This is a genomic window from Mesorhizobium sp. CNPSo 4671, from assembly GCF_057784245.1.
Window position 1 is genome coordinate 223,015 of sequence record NZ_JBWLUW010000002.1, and the last position, 22,071, is coordinate 245,085.

Genomic DNA, 22,071 nt, shown 5'->3' on the forward strand with positions numbered 1-22,071 from the left:
CCGCGAAGCTGGCGGTGAAGATCGCGGCCAATGATGGCGAGCAACACCTTCAATCTATGTCAAGGAGTAACAGCATGATTATGACGACTGGCACGCTGGTCGCGGTAACCGACGGCGAGAAATTGCGCCTGTTTCGCAACAAGGGTCACGAGCCCCGGATCGATCTGGTTGAATTGGGCGAGCCGACGCTTCAAGCGGCCAACACCGGCTCGGGTGGTCGCCACCGCAGTTCCACCGCCAATCCCGACGACTCTCGCCTGCGGGAAGACGATTTTGCCGCTGCCGTTGCCGAGTATCTCAATCGCGAGGCCCTCGCGGAAGCGTTCGAGCATGTAGTCGTGGTTGCTGATCCGCGGACGCTCGGCGAACTGCGCAAGCATGTCGAGCCTTCGCTGAAGGCGAAACTGGCGGGCGAACTCGGCAAAGATCTCGTGAAGCACTCAGTCGAAGCCATCGAGAACACGTTGGCAGCGGCTTGAGTAGCCCGCACAGCCCACAACCAGGCTGATATCGACGACCGTCGCGGCCTGGTATCACGGGATGTTGGCCTCACGCACTTACGATTGGGATGGCATCGCTGGCGGCAGTGTTTTTCGCCAGTGGCGTCCGCCGCAAATCCCCAGCCAAGAATCTCCGGAGGGCTCCTGCACAACCGATAGCTGTCAGCCATTGCCGCTAAACGAGCGAGAAGTCCGAGCCCAGGAAGACGAGAAATTGCCCTGTGATCAAAGGAATTCGCAGCACCGGACCGTCGTCGCTGCTGTCCTGAATCGGTGATCCCGTGACACAAGGGTGCACCTTCAGGATCTCTTTCCAGATCGTCGGAAAATCCGCCCCTTTGCTCTTCTCCGCTTTGCACGCATTGAGAAGCCCCGTAACGCTGTCCGTCATTGAAACCACATTGCCTAAGTGCCCGATCCCAAATCTTATGAATGAACGCAGCGGAGACGGTCTTGATCTCGATCAAATTACACGGCTTGGTCGGATGGGCACCCAATCCCTGCCTGCCTTGCGATAGTGGCGCTTCACGGCAGCCCACGCGACGCGATGGGCTGTTTCTTCACGCTTTTCGCCTTGGTCGACATATTCGTCCCAAGCGCTGTTGAAGGCAGCGCGAAAGATCTCCTGGGCATGCGTGGGCAAATGCGTCCTGATGGGCGATGGAAGATCTTCCTCGGTCGCATAAGGCATTTGCCATCCTCCCTTCCAAGCCCCACCGGTGCCAATAGCCGTAGTCGCTGGCGAACACGCCAAGGCATGTCGAGGGGCGGGTGATCAGTTTGACATGAAGCGGCAGAGCTGGACGTCGTCGAGCAGCGAGCGGGTAACGCCGCCGAACACCCATTCCATGATGCGGCTGTGTCCATAAGCGCCTGACACGATCAGATCGGCCTTGGCGGAACTCAGGAAGTCGATCAGCTTGTCGCTCTCGTTGTCGGCCTTCAGCACTTCGGTGCGCGCCTTGATGCCATGCTCGGCCAGGAAGGTCGCGACATCCTTTATGCCGGCTGTCGTTCGGTCACCCGGCTCGGAATCGATCGTGACCACGATCACATCGTCCGCCATCGCCATCAGCGGCACGGCATCGGCCACCGCCCGCCTGGCTTCGCGCGTATCCTTCCAGGCGACCACGATCCTGCCTGTCGGTGCCTGCTCCGCCCCGGCCGACGAGATCAACACCGGCCTGCCGGCACGCAGCGCGAGGCTGCCGGGATCGACAGTCCGATAGGAATCGCCGGAGGAAGCCCCTTCCGGAGCTCCGGTGATGATGAGATCCGCGCTCCTCGATGTCGCGACCAAGGCATGGTTGGGATTGTCGAGCGTGTTGCGCCATTCCGTCGCCACCGAACCAGCAACCAGGCTGTCAAACTCGACGTGGAGGTCCTCGAAGCGCTTCTTGATGTCATCCCTCAATTGCTGCCAGACCTCGGCGGCTATCGCGGCCCCCTCGGGTGCCATCGTGACCGGCAAGGGCGCATCGGCCGCACAGAAGCCGATCAACCGAGCCTTGGAGCGCCTGGCAAGATCGATGGCAATCTTGGTGACGGGCGCGATCGGGCCGTCTATGCCCACATTCAGCAGAATGGATTTGTAACTCATCGCTCACGCTCTTCTTCGATATCGTCGGACCAGCTGAGACTAGCCGTCCCATGCATTGCGATCCTTGATGCCGATCAAGTTGCAACCTCAGGGCATATGCGACTCGAAATGGATGGTCTCTCCGTCCACCACGAAGGTACCCTTTCCGATATGGTGCATGGTCTTTGGCCTTGGCTGCCCCGGGTCAACCCAGGCCTTCACGACCTCGAGGACGAAAAGATTGTATTTGTTGACGAGCCGGGTATCGACCACGCGGCATTCGAGATTGGCAAAGCATTCGGCGACCAAGGGCGCGGCGACATGCTCGGCGGCCAGCGGCGTCAGCCAAGTCGTCGCGAACTTGTCTTTGTCCCGGCCTGAGCAGTTGCCGACCGCCACGACCTTGTCCGCCAGTCCCACGGCAGGAATCGCGATCACGCACTCCTTGGTGTCGCGCAACGCGGCAAACGAGAAATCGCCACTCGACACGACACAGGCAATCGTCGGCGGTGTAAACTCCACCATCATGTGCCACGACATGGTCATGACATTGGCGCGGCCTCTCGCCCTCGTTGTCAGCAGAACGACTGGACCCGGTTCGATCAGCCGATAGACCTCGGCAAGCGGCAGTTCCTTCATCTTCGCACCCTCCGTTGTATTCTATATTGGCAAGCGCAAGCCGGCCGTCACCGGGCGAACGGCCTGCATTCAGTGCGTCAGTTCGAGAACAAGCGGTTGACGGAGCCATTGCTGAGCAGGGAGCGGGTCATGCCTCCAAAGGCCCATTCAAACAGCCGGCTATGCCCGTAGCCGCCGGCAACGACAAGGTCGGCACCCATGCCGTGGGCGAGTCCGATAATGGTTTCGCAAGCATCCCCACGATCCGAGTCCAGGATTTCCGAACTCGCCTTGATGCCATGCCTCATCATAAACCGGACGACGTCGCTGACACTTTCGCGCGCATCCCTCTGGTTTTGTTCTTCGATCGTCGCCACGAGCACATCTTGTGCGCCGGTCAGGAACGGCAGTGCATCCGTGACTGCTCTCCGAGCCTCGCGGGTATCCTTCCACGCGACCAGAACCTTCTTGGGGTCGGGCGGAACAAGCCGGTCGGCCGCAATCAGCACGGGCCGTCCGGCCGACAGCACCGATGTTCCGATATCGACCACCCGATGGTGATCAGCGCCGGAGACCGGCGTTCCCGTCACGACGAGATCGGCGGCGCGGGCATGTTTCGCGAGCAGGCGTGTCGGGTCCCCGATCTCTTCACGCCAGGTGGCGTCATCTCCGACGAGGCCCAGGAATTCCTCCTTCAGGATCTTCAGGCGATCCTCGATCTCGATCCGGCGCTCACGCATGATTTCCGCCGCCGCCATCCCGCCATCGTCACCGGGGACAAAGACATATGAATCGGCCGCGGCAAAACCGATCAGTGTGGCTTCGAAGCGTCGCGCCAACTCCAGCGCATAGTTCGTTCGCGGCGCTGCCGGAGAATCGACATCGAGTTGAACCATGATGGTGTTGAAGATCATTTTGGTGCCCTCCGATGAGATTTGTCGCAGGATCACCTGAGGTCCGATCGTGCGCCTTGATGCGCATCAAAGCCTGCCAGCCTCGGCGGTTCGCGCCTTTCGCCTCCAATCCAAATCGGTGCTCCGGAACTCGCCGCCTACATCGCCATCTCTGGTTCGAAGGTGCGTTCTTTCGTCGGTTCCGGAATTTCGGTCATGGTCGCTTCGGTCAAGAGCAGAACGCTCGCCACCGAGACTGCGTTCTCCAGCGCGATGCGAACGACCTTGGTCGGATCGATGATGCCGGCTTCAACCAAGTCGACATATTCCTTCCTTCCCGCATCGAAGCCGAAATTGCCGGTGCCTTCGAGCATCTTGGCAATAACAACGCCACCGTCGACGGCGGAGTTCTCGGCGATCTGCCTGACCGGCGCTTCGAGAGCCCGCCTGAGGATCTGCACGCCGGTCCGCTCGTCACCTTCGCAGTGTTGTTCCTCGTCAGCCACGGTCGTGATGCATCGCAAGAGGGCAAGCCCGCCGCCTGGCACGATGCCTTCGGCGACCGCAGCCTTGGTGGCGCTGATGGCATCGTCGAGAGCTTCCTTTTTCGACTTCATTTCAGCCTCGGTCGGCGCGCCGACCTTGATGACGGCGACACCACCCGCAAGCTTGGCCAGCCGCTCCTGCAGCTTTTCGCGATCATAGTCGCTCGTCGTATTGTCGATCTCGCGCCGAATCTGTTCGACACGGCCCTTGATTGCCTTCGGGTCTCCGCTGCCACCGATGATCGTCGTATTGTCCTTGTCGACGACCATGCGCTTGGCCCGGCCCAGCTGTTCCATCGTGACATTTTCCAGTTTGAGCCCGAGGTCCTCGGAGATGACCTGTCCGCCGGTCAGGATGGCGATGTCCTGCAACATGGCCTTGCGGCGATCGCCGAAGCCAGGCGCCTTTACGGCACAGTTCTTGAAGGTGCCCCGGATCTGATTGACGATGAGCGTCGCCAGTGCCTCGCCTTCGACTTCTTCGGCGATCACGAGCAGGGGCGCTCCCGACTTTGCTACAGCCTCGAGCAGCTTGATCAGATCATTCAGCGAAGCGATCTTCTTTTCGACGATGAGCACGAGCGCGTCTTCCAGGACCGCTTCCATCTTCTCGGGATCGGTCACGAAATACGGTGACAAGAATCCGCGATCGAACTGCATGCCTTCGACGACGTCCAGAACGGTCTCGGTGGTCTTCGACTCTTCGACCGTGATGACGCCTTCGCCGCCAACCTTCTCCATTGCCTCGCCGACCAGCTGGCCGATGAGAGGATCGTTGTGCGCGGAGATCGTTGCCACCTGTTCTTTTTCGCGACGGGTCGAGACCGGACGGGATATCTGCTTGAGCGTGTCGATCGCGCGTTTTGTTGCGCGATCGAGACCCTTCTTGATGTCGATCGCGCTGGCGCCAGCGACGACATTGCGCACCCCGTCAGCGAACATCGCATGGGCCAGAATGGTCGACGTGCTGGTGCCATCACCGACCATGTCCCCGGTCTTCTCGGCCGCCTGCCTGAGCATCCGCGCGCCAAGGTTCTCCTCGGGATCCTTCAGGTCGAATTCCTTGGCGATGGTCACCCCGTCATTGCAGACGATGGGAGCGCCCCACTTCTTTTCGATCAAAACCGATTTCGAGCGCGGCCCGAGCGTCACGCGCACGGCGTCGGCGAGCTGGGTTGCGCCACGCAGAATCTTTTCGCGCGCCGCTGAGCGAAACAACACCTGTTTGTGAGCCATGACCGTCTCCGAGCTATCATGCGTCTTGGCTAACAGGGATGAGTTCAGTCGGCTTTGATACGCATCAATCCCGCTCCAACGTACCTCCACGATGTCGGCCGGTTCGATCACGGGCACGGGCATGAAATGCGCGTCCGTCCTCCGTCAGCTGCACGCTGCGCGTCGTCCGGTGCAGGAGCCTGACACCCACATCTTCCTCCAGCTTCCGGACGGCCGTCGAGGCCCTCGGGTGGGTGCAAACGCGGATGGGCGGCCCAAGCGCTACCGACGACTTGGAGCAAGCCCACCTTACCCAGGCCTGGCTGGCCGCCGACGAGGCCTCGGCGGGGATTTCAGGCGAATATTTCTACCATATGGAGCGCCGGAGCCCGAACCCGGAGACCCGTGATCCCGCTCTTCAGTAACAGCTTCTCAACCGCTGTGCGGAAATCACCACCATCCCCTTTCCATCCGATCTCGACTGATAACCGAAGACAGGGACATGGGGCGCGCGAATACCCGCCGATGCACCCGAAGGATGACGCATGGGCGAAGCGCATACACACGGCAAGAACGGCCGTTCAACGGTTACTCGCCTACTGGTCCCATATACCTTCGCCGCCTGGCTGGGGTTTCTGGCGATCGGGATCCCGCTCCCAGTCCTCTCCCTCTTTGCACATGATCGCCTGGGATATGACCCGCTGGTGGTCTCCAGGCGGCACTTCCGCCAGAGGGAAAACGCTCTCCGGCGCCGGCAAGGCCAAGGCTGTCGGTGATCAGATAGAAGCGGAGGTTGACGAAGCCGGCGTGAGCGAGCCCTAGACCGAACGGCCGGCACGCAACATGGCCCGCGTAGTTGCGAGCTACGTTCCGTCCTGGCGTTCTCTCTCTCTCTCTCTCTCTCTCTGGGTCATCCAGGTTTGTCCAAGGGCGTTGATGCCGGCCCAGTGGCACAATGTCAGGTCATGCTTCGCGAAAGTCCTGCCGCGTTTGGCAAGGAAGCGCCGGAGCGCCAGCATGGCCGAGGTCTTGCCATTGTTGTTTGCGCCGACAAAAAGCGTGGTCTTATCGGCCAGGTCGATCCGCACCGAAAGTAATTTGCGAAAATTGGCGATTTCCAGATGAGCAATATGCATTTCAGACCCCCAAAACACAGCGTGGTGCAGAATTGGCGTGGCTCACATCGTCTTGGTTCGGCTGCTGTGTTGGTAGGTGATGCCTCGCTCGCAGTTGCCGTGCGCGTGCACAAATCAGCTGACCGCCACTGAGTAGAGCAGAAATCACTTCTTGCAAGATATTTTCGGAGGCATAGACCTCGAAACGGCACACCAAATTCGGTACAGCAGATCCTCGATTAGGGCCAATATCCGGCATTCCAATCAATGGTTTTATTTATCAAAAGCGGACATAGATAGGATCACAGTGATTCCATTATCGCTAAGAGTCGCAGCGAAGCCCAGTCCGGCTTGGGTCGATCGCGAGATTATCCGGAGCTACACGCCTATCAGGTTCGTCCTTGGTCGGACACAAGGGCTGCATTCGCGTTCCTCATGCTATAGCGCTGGAAGGGTGACGATCGGATTTGGAGCTGACATCAATGTGTCCGGCCTGCCATACCGACAGGATGCGCCAGGCGCACACCTCGGCCTCCGCCGCCACTGCGCTCATGATCGCCAATCAGCTCGATCCCTGCTGCCCTGAGGGCGATTACGACATTCTTCTGCATGTCGAACGCGCCCGGTAGATCGCTCTCGCCGGCTTCCATTCGTTGGATGGCTGACAGCGAAATGCCGGCACGCTCAGCCAGGCTTTTCTGGTCAATTCCAAGCAATGCCCGGGCTGCGCGAATCTGCGAAGCGCTAATCACATTTCGGTCTCCTAATTACGACTGCTCTGCACTGCAACAGTCATCGACCAGCGCGACAGCCTGTGGAAACGCGCAATTGTGATCAGTAAAGTGTTCATCTCGGCTCGTCGTTTTCAAGCCGCGAAAACCAGAATGCGCTGATCAAAGCACCTTTTATGCGGGGTAACAAAAGCAGTATCAGCGCTACAATGATAAGAGAGATCAATATCATTGTGACGGCGAAGTATAACAGAAGAAGCTCTTGGAACAAGAAATACAGGGGCGCTGCAAAGACGCCCGCTATGAGGACAGTGAACCAAGGCGCCGCGTCATCAGATTCTATGTCACCAAAGCGTTCTCCACAAACCGCGCAATGCTCCACCTGCTTCGGGTAGGTGCGATAAAATTTCCCCTGACCACAATTGGGGCATCGGCCCACCAAGCCTCGTGAAAGGGCGACTGGCAGGGTCGGCCGTGCAAATCTATCGCTTCCTTTGTCCATTAATGATAATGTATAATACATGATACTCGATGGTTCAACGCCTAGATATCCACTACCTAGCATGATGCCGCATGGGCTTCGAACCACATGGACACAGGCTGACCGCGCGCCTATTGCGCCCTGTGGTTTCAGATGATCGGCGAGCTCATAGATCTCGCTCGGCCGCACCAGAGACTGCCGGGGCTATCTCGCTGACGTGTTCACTAGGGTTCACTGCGGAACGCATCGGTTCGGTGAGGAGCAGCGGAAGCTATCTGCGCGCGGCTGGTAGTCCCTAGCCGCTTGGCTGCATCAACAAAGTGGCCCCCGAAAAGCCTCAACGTCGATATTCAGCCTTGAGCAACGCCAGCCCTTGAATTCACTCGCTCAAGTAAGGCGAGCAAGCCCCTCAGAATTTCGATTGGCGGCGGCGGGCAGCCTGGAATGTGCAGGTCGACGGGCACCACCTCCGACACTCCGCACACCACGGCATAGCTGCCAGCGAAACAGCCGCCGTCCCTGGCGCAATCTCCGAGTGCGACAACCCATTTGGGGTTGGGCGTTGCGTCGTAGGTCCGCTTCAATGCCTCGCGCATGTTTTTTGTGACCGGGCCGGTGACAAGCAGTACATCGGCATGGCGCGGCGAGGCGACGAACCGGATTCCAAAACGCTCGATATCGTAGAAAGCGTTGTTGAGCGCGTTCATCTCAAGTTCGCAGCCGTTGCAGGAACCGGCGTCGACCGCCCGGATCGCCAGGCTTCGCCCCAATCGCTTGCGAGCAGCCCCATCGAGGGCGCGTGCAAGTTCGTCGACCGCGGCGTTGCTAGCCAACGGCGGACGCTCGGTGAGAGCGGGGCGTATCAGGCTTTCAAAAAGAAGCTTGCGCATGACGGCGTGCCTTCAAAGATCATGGCCCGAATAAGAGCAATTGAACGATTTGTTGCACAGCGGGAAGTCGGCGACGATGTTCCCCTCGATCGCCGCCTCAAGGAGGGGCCATTGAAACCATGACGGATCACGCAGGTGACAGCGCTCGACCAGGCCGCTTTTGCCAATACGCAGCCAGGCCAGAATGTCGCCCCGGAAACCTTCGACGAGCGCCATGCCTTCGTGCGGGCCGCTTCTCTGCGCAAAGTCGACACGGATCGGTCCGCCCGGCAGCTGTCGCAGGATTTGCTCGACCAAGGACAGGCTTTGCTCGACTTCGTGAATGCGAATCCAGACACGGGCGTTCACGTCGCCTTCCTGGAGGAGAGGCACATTGAAGGTGAGCGCGTCATAGGGAGGATAGGCCAGACTCCGGCGCGCATCGAAGTCCCGACCGGAGGCTCGGCCGACATACCCCCCGGCGCGATATTGTCGAGCGAGTTCCACCTTCAGCCGCCCAGTTGCGACTGTCCGATCCTGCAGCGACGCGGTGTTGTCGTAGAGCTCGACAAGTGCAGGAAACCGCTGCCTGATCTCTGCGACGAGAGACCAAACGGCTGTCGTCCCCTCGTCGGTCAGGTAGGTTGCCACTCCTCCAGGCACGATGCGGTCGCGCATCAAACGATGGCCGAAGGCAGCATCGCTTGCCCGCAATACGCGCTCGCGCAGCACACCACAGTGGGCATGCATGAGCGCGAAGGCAGCATCATTGCAGATGGCGCCGATATCGCCCAGATGGTTGGCCAGACGCTCCAGCTCAGCCATGAGCGCTCGCAGCCAGACCGCGCGCGGCGGAGCCTCGACGCTCAGCGCCGCTTCGACCGCACGTGCAAATGCCAGCGAATACGCTACGGTACTGTCACCGGAGATTCTGCCCGCCAGTTTGGCGGCTCGGTCGATATCGGACCCCGCCATCAGGCCTTCTATGCCCTTGTGCGTGTATCCGAGGCGTTCCTCCAGCCGGACGATCGTTTCGCCGCTCGCTGTAAACCGAAAATGCCCTGGCTCGATGATGCCGGCATGCACGGGCCCGACCGGAATCTGATGCAGGCTTTCCCCCTCGACAGGCAGGAAATGGTAGGGGGTCGCCGTCGCAGCAGACGTCCGGACGCGTGCACTCAACGGATAGCTGACGCCCCAATGGCCATGATCAAGCCACGGCCGGGTATCGGGCGCGCCTTGTGGCAAGAGCCCGAACAGGTCCGCGGCCGCACGTTCGAGGCGCAATGCGGGCGAATGCAGCCGGCCGACCGACGGGTAACGTCCATCGGGACATACCAGGCTGACAACGCCGATGTCCCCGGCGGCCTCGTCGAGGAGTGCCATGTGGACGGTGCCTGGCTCGCCCCAGAGACCGAGCAAGCTCCATTGACCCTCAGCCAGCTGCTCGACGGCAAAGCTCCATTTTTTCGGGGTTACCACTGCGCGCGACCATGGGAAATGGTTGTCCACACGTTTGCCAGTAAGGATGAGATCGATCAATGCGGGCATGTTTTTTCTTCCGTCCGCGTCATCCTAGCAGGTTGGCGACATGCTGGAACCATATGACCAGCGGTGGTGGCAGATAGATGCCGGCGGCAAATACCAGCGCCAAGTGGGAATACATCGGAACGTAGGAGGCCTCGGCGGGCGCGGTGCTGCCGCGCGGTTCGCCGAATGCGACGCCGGTCAACCGAAGCAGCAGGGCGCCGAAAGCGAGCAAAATCCCGAACACCAGCGGCATCGCCAAAAGGGGGTGCCTTGCAAATGTCGAACTCACGACCAGGAATTCGCTCATGAAGATGCCGAGCGGAGGGAGGCCGGCAATGGCAACGACGCCGATGACGAGCGCCCAGCCAAGCCCCGGATGCGTTTCCGTCAACCCCCGGATCTCGGCAATGTTCTGTGTTCCCTTGATCTGAGCGATGTGGCCGACCGTAAAAAAGATCGCCGACTTGGTCAGGCTGTGCATGACCATGTGCAGCAGTCCGGCAAAATTGGCGAGCGGGCCACCCATGCCGAAAGCGAACACGATGATGCCCATGTGCTCGATGGAGGAATATGCGAACAGACGTTTGATGTCGCGGCGGCGGTAAAGCATGAAAGCTGCGAAAACAAGCGACGTCAGCCCCATCGTGATCATCAATGGCCCGGGCGGGATCGCCTCCGGGCTTGCGGCAAGCAACAGCTTGAAGCGCAGCACGGCATAGAGCGCGACGTTCAACAGCAAGCCCGACAGCACCGCGGAAATCGGCGTAGGGCCTTCCGCGTGCGCGTCGGGCAGCCAGGCATGCAAGGGTGCAAGGCCAACCTTCGTGCCGTAGCCGAGCAGCAGGAAGACGAAGGCAACGTCGAGCAAAGCCGGGTCGAAGCGCGCTGCGTGCTCGATAAGCACTGTCCAGACCATGGCATTCGTGCCTTCGCCAACGACCGGCTGTGCGGCCATGTAGACGAGGATAGTGCCGAAGAGGGCAAGCGCAATGCCGACGCTGCCGAGTATGAAATACTTCCAGGCCGCCTCCAGCGCCTCGTGCGTGCGGTAGATGCCGACCATGAGCACGGTGGTCAGCGTGGCAAGCTCCACCGCCACCCACATCAAGCCGATATTGTTCGACACGAACGCCAGGTTCATGCCGAACATCATGATCTGGTACATCGCGTGGTAGAAACGGAGGTTCGGCGCGGTCAGCCGTCCGGTGTCCAGCTCATGCGCAATGTAGGAGGCGCTGAACACACTGGTCGTGAAGCCGACGAACGTGTTGAGCACGATGAAAACGATATTGAGATCGTCGACGAGCAGGTATTGACCGGGCGGTGGCCGAACCGTGACGAAAAGCGATATTGCGGCGAGCAAGGTCAGCAAGCTCGCGGCGACATTGAGGCCAGCCGCCAGCCGATAATTCGGCAGCGCCGCCAGAAGCGCGGCCGCGACGACTGGTATCAGCAAAATGGCGGCCACCGCATCGAGGGAAAACGCGGTCAACGGTGTTCTCCCCTGTAGTCGTCGAGCGCGCCGACATCGACCGAGTCGAACCTCTCGCGGATGCGGAACAGGAAGACACCGATGACGATGAAGGCGATGAGGATCGAGAAGGCGACACTGATCTCGACGACCAGCGGCATGCCCTTGGCCCCCGTGGCGGCAAGGACCAGGCCGTTCTCGAGCGACATGAATCCGACAACCTGGCTGACGGCGTTGCGGCGGGTGACCATCACCAGCAGGCCCAGCAGTATTATGGACAGCGCGAAGGCCAGGTCCTCGCGGGCGAGGGGGGCGGCGTAGGGGGTGACCCTCAGCATCAGGACCATGGACAGGGTCACCAGCCCTATTCCCGCGAGCATGGTCGAACCGATCCCGACCGCCGTCTCGATATCGCGATGGATGCCGAGCCGCTGAATGATGCGATGAAGCCCGACGGGAATGATGATCGCCTTGAAAATGAGGGCAATCGCCGCCGTGACGTAGAGATGATGCGCGTCCTGGATGTAGGCCTGCCAAGCCACCGACAGGGCGAGGACGATGGCATGAACCGCAAAAACGTTGATCAGTGCAAAGAGGCGATCCTGGTACAGCATCATGAAACTGACCAGCACCAGGCCACCGGCCAGCAGATGAGCGATGTCGAAGGTGAGGCCGTTCATCAGAGGCTCCTCGAGACGAACCGCAGGAGCGTGGCAAGCAGGGCCAGCATGAGCGCTGCCCCGAGGAAATCCGGGACGCGGAAGACACGCATCTTGGCGATGGCAGTCTCGAACAAGGCGAGGAGAACGCCGCTCGCGGCAAGCTTGCAGATGTAGAAAATGACGCCCAGAACATAGGCCCAGGGCCCGGCCCCGGTGGTCACGAGCCCCCAGGGAACGAAGACACAGGAAATCAGCGAGACGTAGAGCAGAAGCTTCAGGAAGGCCGCGAAATCGATCATCGCCAGATGGCGACCGGAATATTCCAGGACCATCGCCTCGTGGATCATGGTCAGCTCCAGATGCGTCGCCGGGTTGTCCACCGGTACACGGGCATTTTCCGCGATTGCCACCATGACGAGAGCGATCAGTGACATTCCGAGCGATACCCGCAGGCCAACCTGCGGCGAGCCCATGAAAGCCGCCACCGTGGACAGTTGCGTCGCTCCGGCAACGAGTGCCAGGCTGAACACGATCAGGAGCATGGCGGGCTCGGCCAGGGAAGCGATCATCACCTCGCGGCTGGCGCCGATGCCGCCAAAGCTCGTGCCGACGTCCATCGCCGCCAGCGCAAGGAAGAACCGTGCGCTTCCAAGCAGCGCCACGATCGCTATGAGATCGGCGGTCCAACTGAACTCGAGGCCGGTGGCGAATGTCGGGATGAGCGCGGCGGCGACCCAGGTGAAGGCGAAAATCAGATAGGGTATGACGCGAAACAGCCAGGATGCATTGTCGGCCAGAACGACCTCCTTGCGCATGAGCCGCAAGAGATCGCGATAGGGCTGGATGAGAGGAGGGCCCTGGCGCCGCAACAGCCTTGCCTTCACCTTGCGGACGAAGCCGGTCAGGAGCGGTGCCAGCAAAAGCACCAGCAACATCTGCGCGCCCTGAACGGCCAACTCAAGGATCAGGGCCATAGTGCGAGCACCAAAAGCAGGACAATGAGAAAGAGAAATACAAGGGTCAGGTAGCGCCTGATCGTCAGGAACTGCAGATGATTCAGGTGGTCGGTCGCAAAGTCGAGGGCCTTGCCAATGGGCAGATACAGCGTCTCCCAGATCGCGTCATGGATTTCCAGATTGAAGCGGGCCGGACCGGTATCGCCGGGTGCCGGCATTTCGACCCTTTCAGTCGCGCGGAACACGAATGTGCCGAAGACCCGGCGGATAGGCTGTGCGAAGCTGACGCCCGTGTACTGCGAGCCCGGGACGGCATCGGCGAAGCCACAACCCCAGGCGGGACCGCGACGGAGTGCGTGCGAGGCGAAGCGATGGATGACATAGACCGCGGCGGATGCGGAAATGGCGATGAATATAAACACCAGCAGGCCGTTGTAGGAACTGCGGCTCTCGGCGATTGGCGCGATCGAAAGCCAAGGTTGCGCCATCTGCACCGGCATGCGGCTGCCGATGAGCGAAAGCGTCACGGGGGAAAGGCCATCTATGACAAAGCCCGGCAGAATGCCGGCAAGCAGACAGAGCGCGGCAAGGATGAACATTGCCGCCAACGAGTAGCGGTCGGCTTCGTGCGCGTGTTCCACCGCCGAGGTCCGTGGTCGGCCCAGAAACGTAATTCCGAAGGCCTTTACGAAGCAGGCCGCGGCCAGCGCCGCCGACAGCGCCAGCAGGCCGCCGACCGCGGGCACCATCACCTTCAGGGCCCATTGCGGCAGATCCGGGCTTTGCAAGACAGCCTGGAAAGCCAGCCATTCGGAGACGAAGCCGTTGAAGGGCGGAAGTGAGGAGATCGCCACGCAGCCAACGAGAAAGACGAAGCTGGTCTGCGGCATCCTATGGATAAGACCGCCCAGCTTCTCCATGTCCCGTTCGCCGGTTGCGGTCAGCACCGCACCCGCGCCGAAAAACAGCAGGCTCTTGAAAAAGGAATGATTGAGGACGTGGAATAGCGCGGCGGTGAGCGCCAGCGCTGCGGCCGATGGCATCGCATTTGCCCTGAAGGCCAGCGCAAGGCCAAGGCTCACGAAGATGACACCGACGTTTTCGATGGTGCTATAGGCAAGAAGCCGCTTCAGGTCCTTTTCCATCAAGGCGTGAAGAATGCCGAGAACCGCCGTCAGGCCGCCCAGGAAAAGCACGACAACGCCCGACCACCATGCCGGCTCGCCGAGCAGGTCGAAAATAACGCGTATGAAGCCGTAGATAGCGACCTTGGTCATGACGCCGCTCATCAGGGCCGAGACGTGGCTTGGCGCGGCCGGGTGAGCGAGTGGCAGCCATACGTGCAGCGGTACCAGGCCAGCCTTGGAGCCGGCGCCCAGCAACATCAGAGCCAGGACGAAAACCGCGACGGGCGGAGTAGAGGAGGCGGCACGCATCGCTTCGAACGTGTAGTTTCCGCTCGGGCCAGCCAGCAGGCCGAAGGCAAGCAGCAACGCGAGCGTGCCGAAGCTCGCCATCACTAGATAGATGTAGCCCGCCCGCGCATTGTCCTGCTCGCGATGGTGCGCCATGACGAGCGCCCAGGAGGCAAGGGACATGAATTCCCAGGAAAGCAGGAAAGTGAAGGCGTCGTCCGCCAGCACGACCAGATTCATCCCGGCTAGGAAGGCAGGGAAGAACGGCAGCACCCGATGCGGCGCAGACTCATGTCTGCCGTAGCCGAGGCCGTAAAGACTGGCCATGGTGCCGCCGAAGTTCACGACGACGAGGAAGAAGGTCGAGAGCGCGTCCAGACGGAAATGGGCGCCAATCCATGGCAGCCCAAGCGGCAGCGCGGCAGTCGACGGAGTCACGGGATCGTCGGCGATGCGGCTGGCGAGAACCAGGAGCACGGCCGCCGATATGCCTAGCGTCAGGCTATAGATCAGGCGCGTTCCTGCGTCCGATCTACGGCTTCCCGCAGTCGCAATCACCGCAGTTCCCAGGAGCGCGGCAACGCCCCACAGGAGAACTGCGGCCCCCGAAATCACGCCACACTCCTCACGGGGGTTTTGGCGTCCGCCTCGACCCCTCCTAGAATCTTGGCGGGATCAAAATCTGCTTTCAGCCGCACGCCGCGCCCGCCGATTTGGCTGGAGGCGCCTTCAGCAATCAATTCGACGCCGGCCAGGTCAAGCGCCCCGATCAGCTTCATTAGAGAATCTACATTGCCCCGGATAATCGACTCGCTGGCTTCCATACGCTGTATCGTCGGCACGGAAAGGCCAGACAATTCGGCAAGCCTGCGCTGGTCGATGCCAAGGAGCGCCCTCGCGGCACGCAACTGTGGAGCGGTTATCACGGTCGCATTCCCTTTTTGATCAGCTTTGAGATATTATCTCTACGCGCTGCAGCATATATTAAAATGCCGGGCATTCAATTAATGATGCGTGACGCATCTGTCTTGAAGTTGTAGAAAACTGAGTGACACGAGCCGGGAGGCTCTGGGCCTCGCCGAGCAGTTGTCCTGCAACTGCGAAGCGGAGCCTGCTGCCGGAGGCCCCCCCGCGGCTCCGCTGGACGGGTCTGACAAACGGAAACCAGCCGAGCGGCGGACTTAGGAATTGGCTGTGATGACAAAGTCATGATCCGGGTTGCGAAATATCATACCGATTTCGGCAATATCGAGGTTCTGCGGAGCAAGGACTCCGGTTCGTTCATCTATCGTCAGGGTGGCTGCTATCAAAGCGAGTGCGATCCGAGCGGCATCAGCGTTGTGCCCTACATCCACGCGATCTTTTGTCTTCTCGCACAGGCGCAGGTGTCTGATGTTCTGATGATCGGCTGTGGAGGTGGCAGCCTGGGCACGATGCTGGATAGGGTTGGTGTGCGTGTTACGATCGTCGACATCAATCCCAAGGCTTTCCAAATCGCCCGGAAATATTTCGGGCTACCTCTTGGCGTTCACTGCTGCATCTCCGATGGGCGGGACTTTTTGCGCGCCGGCCGTCACCGCTACGACGCGATCGTTATGGACGCATATTCCGGGGGGCGCATCCCAGATCACTTGTGCGCCGAGACATTCTTCGGCTTGGCGCAGACGCGTCTCCAGGATTCTTCCGGTATTCTGATCGGCAACGTTCATGCTCGTCACGACCTCGACATCATGCCGGATCGCGTTGCCGCAAAGCTCGCCAATATCTGGACGGATGTGAGACTGCTCGATATCCGCGGCATTCCGGATCGCAACGCACTCGTCATGGCAGGCAAGGTGCGGGATCTCGTCCAGCCGGTGCTGCTGATACCGCCGTCGGTCGGAGCCGACGAGATCGAACATGAGCTCGGCTTGCTGGCATTCAGGCCGTGGCGCGGACCGCGACGGGCTGCCTAAGGTGCGGCGCCACTGACAAGGCTGAGCAGAACGCCAAGTTCATAGAGGGCTCTCGATTGCTTCTGTCACGAGCCAGTTGCGAAGGTGGCGCACCGCGGGCCGCTGCAACGCGTCGGAGGGGGCAACGGGATATTAGGCGAACCGTGTTGGCCATCGAACGGCAATCGCCCGCACCAACCGGTTCGCACGCAGGTCATCGTCAGCATAGACATTGCGCAGAAACGCGAGCCCCTGACCGGACACGGCAGCTGTGACCGTTGGAGCCGCAGCTGGCGCGTTAGCGGGCGGCTATCTCTTCGATCTCACTCTACGTGAGGAGTGGGTATGGCCGAGTTCGCTCGCTCTTGCCGTCGGAGCCGGTCTTATCGTGTTCGTGCTTCAGGATAGCTGCCGAAATTTAAGAGCAGCGCCTTCGCGAATGTGGCGCCAAATCCGGAATGTGGCACAGCTTTGTCGAGCTACTGCCAGAGCCGCCTCATGCGAATGGAGAGATCCTCCAAGACTGGCATTGAGGCCAGCACAAGGAGAATGGCCGCGAGAAACAACGTCGCTGCAAAGCCAATGTGTTTGAAACCCACAGCGCCGATGACGCCGCCGACAAAGAACAATGCTACAAGCGACGCAAGCAGTCTCAGCTTTCTCCGGTCTGCTCTTACGAAGAGTCTGTCCGAGTCATTGCCTGAGATGTTCCAATAAAGCAGCTTGCCAAGTTCGATGCCCATATCGGTCACCAGGCCCGTGACATGCGTCGTCCGGATTCTGGCTTCCGACAGTTTGGTTATGATGGCGTTCTGCAGCCCCATGATGAAGCAAAGCAGCATCACCGTCATTGGCACGAACAGCGCTTCGTGACGTGCAAGATGGCTGCCGAGCAGACCGAAACACATCAGCAGGATCGCTTCCAGGACAAGCGGGAACGCGTATTCGCTCTGCAGACCCTGCCGCCGTCCCCAGTTGACCAGGACTGCCGAACAGGCAGCACCTGTGACAAATGACAACAAGGCCCCCAATCCGGAAAGTGCCAGTCCGACATTGCCCAGTGCCAGGTGGTCGGCCATCGACGAAACGATGCCGGACATGTGGGAAGTGTACTGCTGAACTGCCAGGAAGCCGCCAGCGTTGGCAGCTCCTGCTATGAACGTCAGGAAACGGGCGAGATGCCGATCCGTTCTTTCGCTTCGTTCCCTGCCAGTCAACCGGCGCAGATATAGGATCATGGGCAAACCTCGCCTTTCCACGTGGAAAGGCGGGACCGCAAGCTGACGTGCCGGGAAAGACTCATAGTGTTTCTTGAGCAGGGAAGACAAAAGCGAGGGCGGTGAATGCGTGGCGCCGAGGGTATGCTTTTGTACGGCCTAGTTTGGCCTGCCAAGCAGCGTGTCCGGATGGCGGAACCTGACGCCACGGCCGCCATCGTCGCTACGCACATGTTCGCTGAGAAGTTCGACGCCGGCGCGGCTCAGCGCGTTGATCACTTTCATCAAACTGTCGACAACGCCTCGCACATTGCCCTGGCTGGCTTCCATTCGTTGGATCGTCGGCAGCGAGACGCCCGCCATTTCCGCTAGGGTTTTCTGGTCGATGTTGAGAAGGGCGCGGGCAGCACGAAGCTGGGAAGCAGTGATCATTGAGGCATCAGCGTTTGAATATGAGAAATGATATTCTTCATGGTATCACTGACGTATGAAACATCAATACAAAGTGAAAAAATATTGAACCACCCTTGGCACAGGGAACCTCGGCGATTATCGTATCCGCATGACTCAACGCTACAAACCCTTTCAGGAGCCGACAGACACCTGGGCTGTCAACGATGCCTGGACCGGGCGGCCTGCCGAGATGGGCAGCCGAACCATTGTTGGAATGAACCAGCACGATGCCGAGGAACTTGCCGATCTCCTCAACGGGCTGGATGCACAAAAGCAGGAAGCGAAATCATGAAGGCCAAAGACAGCAACGGCACGCCGCTGAGCGAAGGGGATTCCGTCACGCTCATCAAGGATCTCAAGGTCAAGGGCACGTCCGTCACCCTGAAACGCGGAACTCTGATCAAAAACATCCACCTCACGGGCAATGAAGATGAGGTCGAGTGTCGGGCCGAAAAGGTCAAAAACCTGGTTCTACGGACGGAGTTTTTGAAGAAAGCGTAGGAAGCGATCGCTTCGAGGGGCGATGTTGTCTTGAGAGTTGTCAAGGAGTGCGATTTTAAGCACGGCAAGGGCGCGGTTTTCCCGACAATTTTGTAGATTGTATTGAAGACGCATCCGTCAGTTTCAGGATCGCCGATGCAGGACTGGAGTGAGGAAGGCGCTATCCTGAAGGTTCCCCTCATTACCGGCCGCTCCCTCGTATTCGCGTGGACGAGTCGGCGGTGGTGTGAAAGATGGACGAGGGATCGATTGGCCGAAATTGCACGCAGAGGAAGGGGCACGTTTCTCCACCCGACGACCGCAAGGCCCAGCTGGCGCGTGTTCTGAGCAGTGCGGACTTTCAGGCAACCGATCGAGAGCGTCGTTTCCTCGTGTACGAAACCTTGGCGGGGCGCAGCGATCGCATTAAGGCTTATTCAATCGCGGTAGAGGCGTTCGACTGGCCCTTCGTCCTTCCGGGCCCGCCATGACCGTTGATTTTGTTGATGAAAATTGCTGTCGGTTCTTGCCGCGAAGCGACCCGGACCGAGCCCATGGTGCCGAGCTCCGAAGTTGATTGGACGGCGCCGCAGCCAGCTCGACGCCCCAAGCTCCACGATGTTGTCGTTTCCGACTGCGCCAAGCTCGGGCCGGCAGACACAACCCCTCGACGGCCCGCGAAGCAGCAGGATCTACCGCTACTCAGTCAGCCTGCCACTGCGGTGCCCGAGCGCCTGCTTCGCAGCATACATGGTCGGCGAGCGCTTGCCGGGAAGGTTCGCCTCCAGAACAAGCTGTTCGACAAAGCCCTGGTTCATTTCGAATTCGACGCATTGGTCAAGCTTATCGACAATCCAGACCCTGTAATAGTCTTTCTTAAGATCATATCCGGAATCATCGCCGGGTATCTGTAGCGGAGGTGCCGGTATCAACATGATCTTTGGTTTTGGTAGATCGTATGTGTGCCCCTCGTACGCATATCCGAAAATTACTCCACAGCTATATTTCTTCGAATCTTTCTTAGTTGGTTGTGTGTCGATCGCACTTAAAAGTAACATATAATTATCTAATACAGATTTAATAAAAACGTAAGAACTTTCTTGCTTGGTAATTCCTTGATTCTCGAACATTGTTTTTATCATTTGCAGCAATTCTTCATAATTATTGTCAGGAGTGCTTTCCGCCAATTTGGAAAAAGTTATGGCGTACTGACCTTCTTTTACAATAGTGTTTATATCTCCAAATTCATTTTTGTCTTCTGGCTTTGGAACTCCAGGAACCCCGTAGAGCCGCACCTGCGTTGCATTGAACGCTCCGTGCAAATCGGTCGTCGTATATGTAGGACGGTGATAGTCGTCGCTCATGATGCTTCTCCTCGCTTCGGCAATTCAGTTCATGAAATTTCTCGCCACCTGAAGTTTTCCTCGAACTTGGCGCCCAGCGCCGGCGCGATGCGGCTGCCGGCTTCGGTAATGGCCATCGCGGCATTCTCAAAGGTCAGATCGTCTGCGTCGAGGCTGGACCAGGTCCGGGCAAGGGTCAGCGCCACATCGTCGCGCGCCCGGGTCAGCGCGCTTTTGAACAGGAACGGCCTGGCACGGAAGGCCAGCGCCGTGAAATTCGAGATGCGGTGCATGGCGGCCTCGTCGATATCTCTAATATCGATATCGAGAAGCCGCCCGTCGGCTAGTCCATCACCCACGAGATTCGCGTGGTAGATGTCGACGATCGTATCGAATACGGCCCCCGTGAAGGGCCGCGACCTGTCATGGATTTCGTCGGAGACTTCAGACATGCGGCGCGAATTGCTGGCGAGGCGAATCTGCCGGTCGCCGATCAGTTCGGCAATGCGGTTGAGCTCGTTCAGGACGAGGAGGTTGCCGTCGCAGTGGCGGAGCAGCCGGTCGAGGCCGCTGTCGAAATGCAGGAAGGACAGAAGCGACGTTATGTCGGCGCTCGCCTCATGGAACGACGCGAAGTCGCCGGTCTTCAAGCCATTTGCCGGCACCCCAAAAAGGGAAAACAGAATCGCATGGCCGACCTCATGCGCAATCGTATCGAAGTTGAGGGCATAGGGATAAGTTCGGCCGTCGGGCGCCCTGTCCACGCCGAGTTCCAGATAACCGTAGCCAGATTGGGCGTTGTTCCAGTCGACCCACGGAATGATCTCCAGCCGCTCATAGGTTTCGGCGAAGTACCAGGTAATCGGCCGCCCAAGGTAGCTCTCCCAGATGTCCAGGACCCTGCTGACCGCCCCGAAGGCGTGTGCCGCCAGGAACTGACGTGAATTCAATGAAATCTGGTCGAAGTGACCGTCGTAGGCGGGTTCCGCCGGCGGGAAGGCCTCGCCAACGAAGGGCGGCAGATAGGGATACTCGTAAGGTTCCTTGTCGAGAAGCGGATCGCGGACATAGATGCGGTGGTCCTCCGGACCGGCGCTTAACCGGCCCGGCGGGGTCGATATCCAGACGGTCTCTGGTGTGCCGTAGTCGGCAAGGTGGGGTACCTGGGGGAATAGAAGGAAGCGCGTGCCGACGGAACGACCTTGGTCGCTGGATCGATCGAGCGTTCCTATTAGCTCAGCCCCTCTCATTCTAATACATTAGCAATTTTTAATACATTAGCAAAATGCCAAACGCATCGTATGTTGAGATTGAGAATTCTCGCCCTGATGCTCTCAAATCTCTAACCCGGCTTCGTCGAGATCCTTAAAGAAAGCCGCCGTCAATTGGAAATCCGGCAGGGGTGCGGGCTCCTTGAATAAGCCGTGATGCAATAGCCGGAGTGCATCGCGCGCATCCTGCTTCTTTTGCTGAACGAAAGTTGCGGCGAGGATCTTCTGATATTTCTCGACAACGAGATCACCTTCGCATGACAAGGCGTCACCGACCATGCGGGCGAGCGTGCGCTGGCGAAAATTGAGAGCTTGTGCGGCGCGCTCCAGGCTGGCTCTGTATTCAGCCGAAATAATGCCTCGACGGCAGGCCCTGCGAACCGTCATGCGAAGATCGATCAGCGCGTGGGTTATGGGCGCGGAATTTACCTCCCATGGTCCGTGCAGCACGGCCACTGCATCGTCAGGCGCAAACGCAAAACGACGATACCACCGGTAGATGAGCCCCACGCCCTGCATGTATGGAAAGAGTTCCGCGGCGCGAAGTGCCCCCATGCTCGCTGCGCCGATTATCGGAACACCTTTCGCTATTGCCCAAAGGATTTCCTTGTGCCTGACCGCCGGCTCCGACTGAAAGCCGCCGTCGATGATGACTATCGCGCTCGGATCAAAATGCTGCACGGCCGCAATGATCGAACCCTGCACAGCCGGCGGAAGGCAGATCGCCTCCACGACTTCCAGCACCTCGCCCTGTGACAGGGTGGGACCGGAGAAGACCAGCTTGGGACGCATT

At 59.5% G+C, this 22,071-nt stretch carries 25 protein-coding genes and 1 pseudogene; 4 read left to right on the forward strand and 22 right to left on the reverse strand.

Going from position 1 to position 22,071, the window contains the following annotated elements; translation table 11 throughout:
* Nucleotides 1–14 precede the first annotated feature (14 nt).
* Nucleotides 15–479 (forward strand): host attachment family protein, encoded by a 465-nt coding sequence (locus tag AC04SF_RS05475; protein WP_488476861.1) that lies wholly within the window; start codon nt 15–17, stop codon nt 477–479.
* 196 nt (nt 480–675) lie between these two features.
* Here AC04SF_RS05475 and AC04SF_RS05480 read toward each other — a convergent pair whose 3' ends face one another.
* The 17 genes from AC04SF_RS05480 to AC04SF_RS05560 form a co-directional block, all read right to left on the reverse strand.
* Entirely contained in the window at nt 676–891 is a 216-nt protein-coding gene (locus tag AC04SF_RS05480; RefSeq protein WP_488476862.1) for a hypothetical protein, read from the reverse strand.
* A 72-nt stretch (nt 892–963) separates the two neighbouring features.
* Nucleotides 964–1,191: a ChaB family protein gene (locus AC04SF_RS05485; protein ID WP_096448879.1), complete on the reverse strand. Its 228-nt coding sequence runs from the start codon at nt 1,189–1,191 to the stop codon at nt 964–966.
* A gap of 84 nt (nt 1,192–1,275) precedes the next feature.
* Nucleotides 1,276–2,100 (reverse strand): universal stress protein, encoded by an 825-nt coding sequence (locus AC04SF_RS05490; RefSeq protein ID WP_488476863.1) that lies wholly within the window; start codon nt 2,098–2,100, stop codon nt 1,276–1,278.
* Nucleotides 2,101–2,187: 87 nt separating this feature from the next.
* The gene (locus tag AC04SF_RS05495; protein WP_488476864.1) at nt 2,188–2,718 is read right to left on the reverse strand and encodes a flavin reductase family protein; all 531 of its coding nucleotides are present in this window, start codon (nt 2,716–2,718) and stop codon (nt 2,188–2,190) included.
* Nucleotides 2,719–2,795: 77 nt separating this feature from the next.
* Complete coding sequence (locus tag AC04SF_RS05500; RefSeq protein ID WP_488476865.1) at nt 2,796–3,611, reverse strand: universal stress protein; 816 nt, start codon at nt 3,609–3,611, stop codon at nt 2,796–2,798.
* A gap of 137 nt (nt 3,612–3,748) precedes the next feature.
* Nucleotides 3,749–5,371 (reverse strand): chaperonin GroEL, encoded by a 1,623-nt coding sequence (gene groL / locus AC04SF_RS05505; RefSeq protein ID WP_488476866.1) that lies wholly within the window; start codon nt 5,369–5,371, stop codon nt 3,749–3,751.
* Between the two features lie 64 nt (nt 5,372–5,435).
* Nucleotides 5,436–5,561 (reverse strand): hypothetical protein, encoded by a 126-nt coding sequence (locus AC04SF_RS05510; RefSeq protein ID WP_488476867.1) that lies wholly within the window; start codon nt 5,559–5,561, stop codon nt 5,436–5,438.
* A gap of 652 nt (nt 5,562–6,213) precedes the next feature.
* Nucleotides 6,214–6,486, reverse strand: a complete 273-nt coding sequence (locus AC04SF_RS05515) for an AAA family ATPase (protein WP_488476868.1) — start codon at nt 6,484–6,486, stop codon at nt 6,214–6,216.
* A gap of 458 nt (nt 6,487–6,944) precedes the next feature.
* Nucleotides 6,945–7,217 (reverse strand): helix-turn-helix domain-containing protein, encoded by a 273-nt coding sequence (locus AC04SF_RS05520; RefSeq protein ID WP_202353078.1) that lies wholly within the window; start codon nt 7,215–7,217, stop codon nt 6,945–6,947.
* Between the two features lie 94 nt (nt 7,218–7,311).
* Nucleotides 7,312–7,761, reverse strand: coding sequence for a DUF983 domain-containing protein (locus tag AC04SF_RS05525; protein WP_488477329.1), 450 nt, complete (start codon nt 7,759–7,761; stop codon nt 7,312–7,314).
* A gap of 266 nt (nt 7,762–8,027) precedes the next feature.
* Nucleotides 8,028–8,567: an NADH-quinone oxidoreductase subunit B family protein gene (locus tag AC04SF_RS05530; protein WP_488476869.1), complete on the reverse strand. Its 540-nt coding sequence runs from the start codon at nt 8,565–8,567 to the stop codon at nt 8,028–8,030.
* A gap of 12 nt (nt 8,568–8,579) precedes the next feature.
* The gene (locus AC04SF_RS05535) at nt 8,580–10,097 is read right to left on the reverse strand and encodes a hydrogenase large subunit (protein WP_488476870.1); all 1,518 of its coding nucleotides are present in this window, start codon (nt 10,095–10,097) and stop codon (nt 8,580–8,582) included.
* A 19-nt stretch (nt 10,098–10,116) separates the two neighbouring features.
* A complete protein-coding gene (locus tag AC04SF_RS05540) occupies nt 10,117–11,568 on the reverse strand; it encodes a hydrogenase 4 subunit F (protein WP_488476871.1) in 1,452 nt (483 codons plus the stop codon).
* Nucleotides 11,565–12,227, reverse strand: a complete 663-nt coding sequence (locus tag AC04SF_RS05545) for a hydrogenase-4 component E (protein WP_096448857.1) — start codon at nt 12,225–12,227, stop codon at nt 11,565–11,567. The genes AC04SF_RS05540 and AC04SF_RS05545 overlap by 4 nt, the downstream gene beginning before the upstream one ends.
* Nucleotides 12,227–13,183, reverse strand: coding sequence for a respiratory chain complex I subunit 1 family protein (locus AC04SF_RS05550; protein WP_096448855.1), 957 nt, complete (start codon nt 13,181–13,183; stop codon nt 12,227–12,229). The genes AC04SF_RS05545 and AC04SF_RS05550 overlap by 1 nt, the downstream gene beginning before the upstream one ends.
* Nucleotides 13,174–15,195, reverse strand: coding sequence for a hydrogenase 4 subunit B (hyfB, locus tag AC04SF_RS05555; protein WP_488476872.1), 2,022 nt, complete (start codon nt 15,193–15,195; stop codon nt 13,174–13,176). Before hyfB ends, AC04SF_RS05550 begins: the two co-directional genes overlap by 10 nt.
* Complete coding sequence (locus tag AC04SF_RS05560; RefSeq protein WP_096448853.1) at nt 15,192–15,506, reverse strand: helix-turn-helix domain-containing protein; 315 nt, start codon at nt 15,504–15,506, stop codon at nt 15,192–15,194. Before AC04SF_RS05560 ends, hyfB begins: the two co-directional genes overlap by 4 nt.
* Nucleotides 15,507–15,788: 282 nt before the next feature.
* Here AC04SF_RS05560 and AC04SF_RS05565 point away from each other — a divergent pair, with 282 nt between their 5' ends.
* Entirely contained in the window at nt 15,789–16,535 is a 747-nt protein-coding gene (locus tag AC04SF_RS05565; protein ID WP_488476873.1) for a spermidine synthase, read from the forward strand.
* A gap of 470 nt (nt 16,536–17,005) precedes the next feature.
* On the opposite strand, the pseudogene AC04SF_RS05570 reads toward AC04SF_RS05565, so the two are convergent.
* Nucleotides 17,006–17,752: pseudogene (locus AC04SF_RS05570) on the reverse strand (YoaK family protein); the annotation flags it as partial.
* Between the two features lie 138 nt (nt 17,753–17,890).
* Nucleotides 17,891–18,163: a helix-turn-helix domain-containing protein gene (locus AC04SF_RS05575; RefSeq protein ID WP_096448847.1), complete on the reverse strand. Its 273-nt coding sequence runs from the start codon at nt 18,161–18,163 to the stop codon at nt 17,891–17,893.
* A gap of 130 nt (nt 18,164–18,293) precedes the next feature.
* On the opposite strand from AC04SF_RS05575, the gene AC04SF_RS05580 reads away from it, so the two are divergent.
* Both AC04SF_RS05580 and AC04SF_RS05585 read left to right on the forward strand, forming a co-directional pair.
* The gene (locus AC04SF_RS05580) at nt 18,294–18,476 is read left to right on the forward strand and encodes a hypothetical protein (RefSeq protein ID WP_488476874.1); all 183 of its coding nucleotides are present in this window, start codon (nt 18,294–18,296) and stop codon (nt 18,474–18,476) included.
* Nucleotides 18,473–18,685, forward strand: a complete 213-nt coding sequence (locus AC04SF_RS05585; RefSeq protein WP_202353086.1) for an alkylphosphonate utilization protein — start codon at nt 18,473–18,475, stop codon at nt 18,683–18,685. The genes AC04SF_RS05580 and AC04SF_RS05585 overlap by 4 nt, the downstream gene beginning before the upstream one ends.
* 677 nt (nt 18,686–19,362) lie before the next feature.
* Here the strand turns inward: AC04SF_RS05585 and AC04SF_RS05590 are convergent.
* From AC04SF_RS05590 to AC04SF_RS05600, 3 genes are all read right to left on the reverse strand, one after another.
* Nucleotides 19,363–20,028, reverse strand: a complete 666-nt coding sequence (locus AC04SF_RS05590) for a hypothetical protein (RefSeq protein ID WP_202353087.1) — start codon at nt 20,026–20,028, stop codon at nt 19,363–19,365.
* A 29-nt stretch (nt 20,029–20,057) separates the two neighbouring features.
* Nucleotides 20,058–21,257, reverse strand: coding sequence for a gluzincin family metallopeptidase (locus tag AC04SF_RS05595; RefSeq protein WP_488476875.1), 1,200 nt, complete (start codon nt 21,255–21,257; stop codon nt 20,058–20,060).
* Between the two features lie 84 nt (nt 21,258–21,341).
* On the reverse strand, nt 21,342–22,070 hold the full coding sequence (locus AC04SF_RS05600) for a TfuA-like protein (RefSeq protein ID WP_488476876.1): 729 nt from the start codon (nt 22,068–22,070) through the stop codon (nt 21,342–21,344).
* Between the last annotated feature and the right edge of the window lies 1 nt (nt 22,071).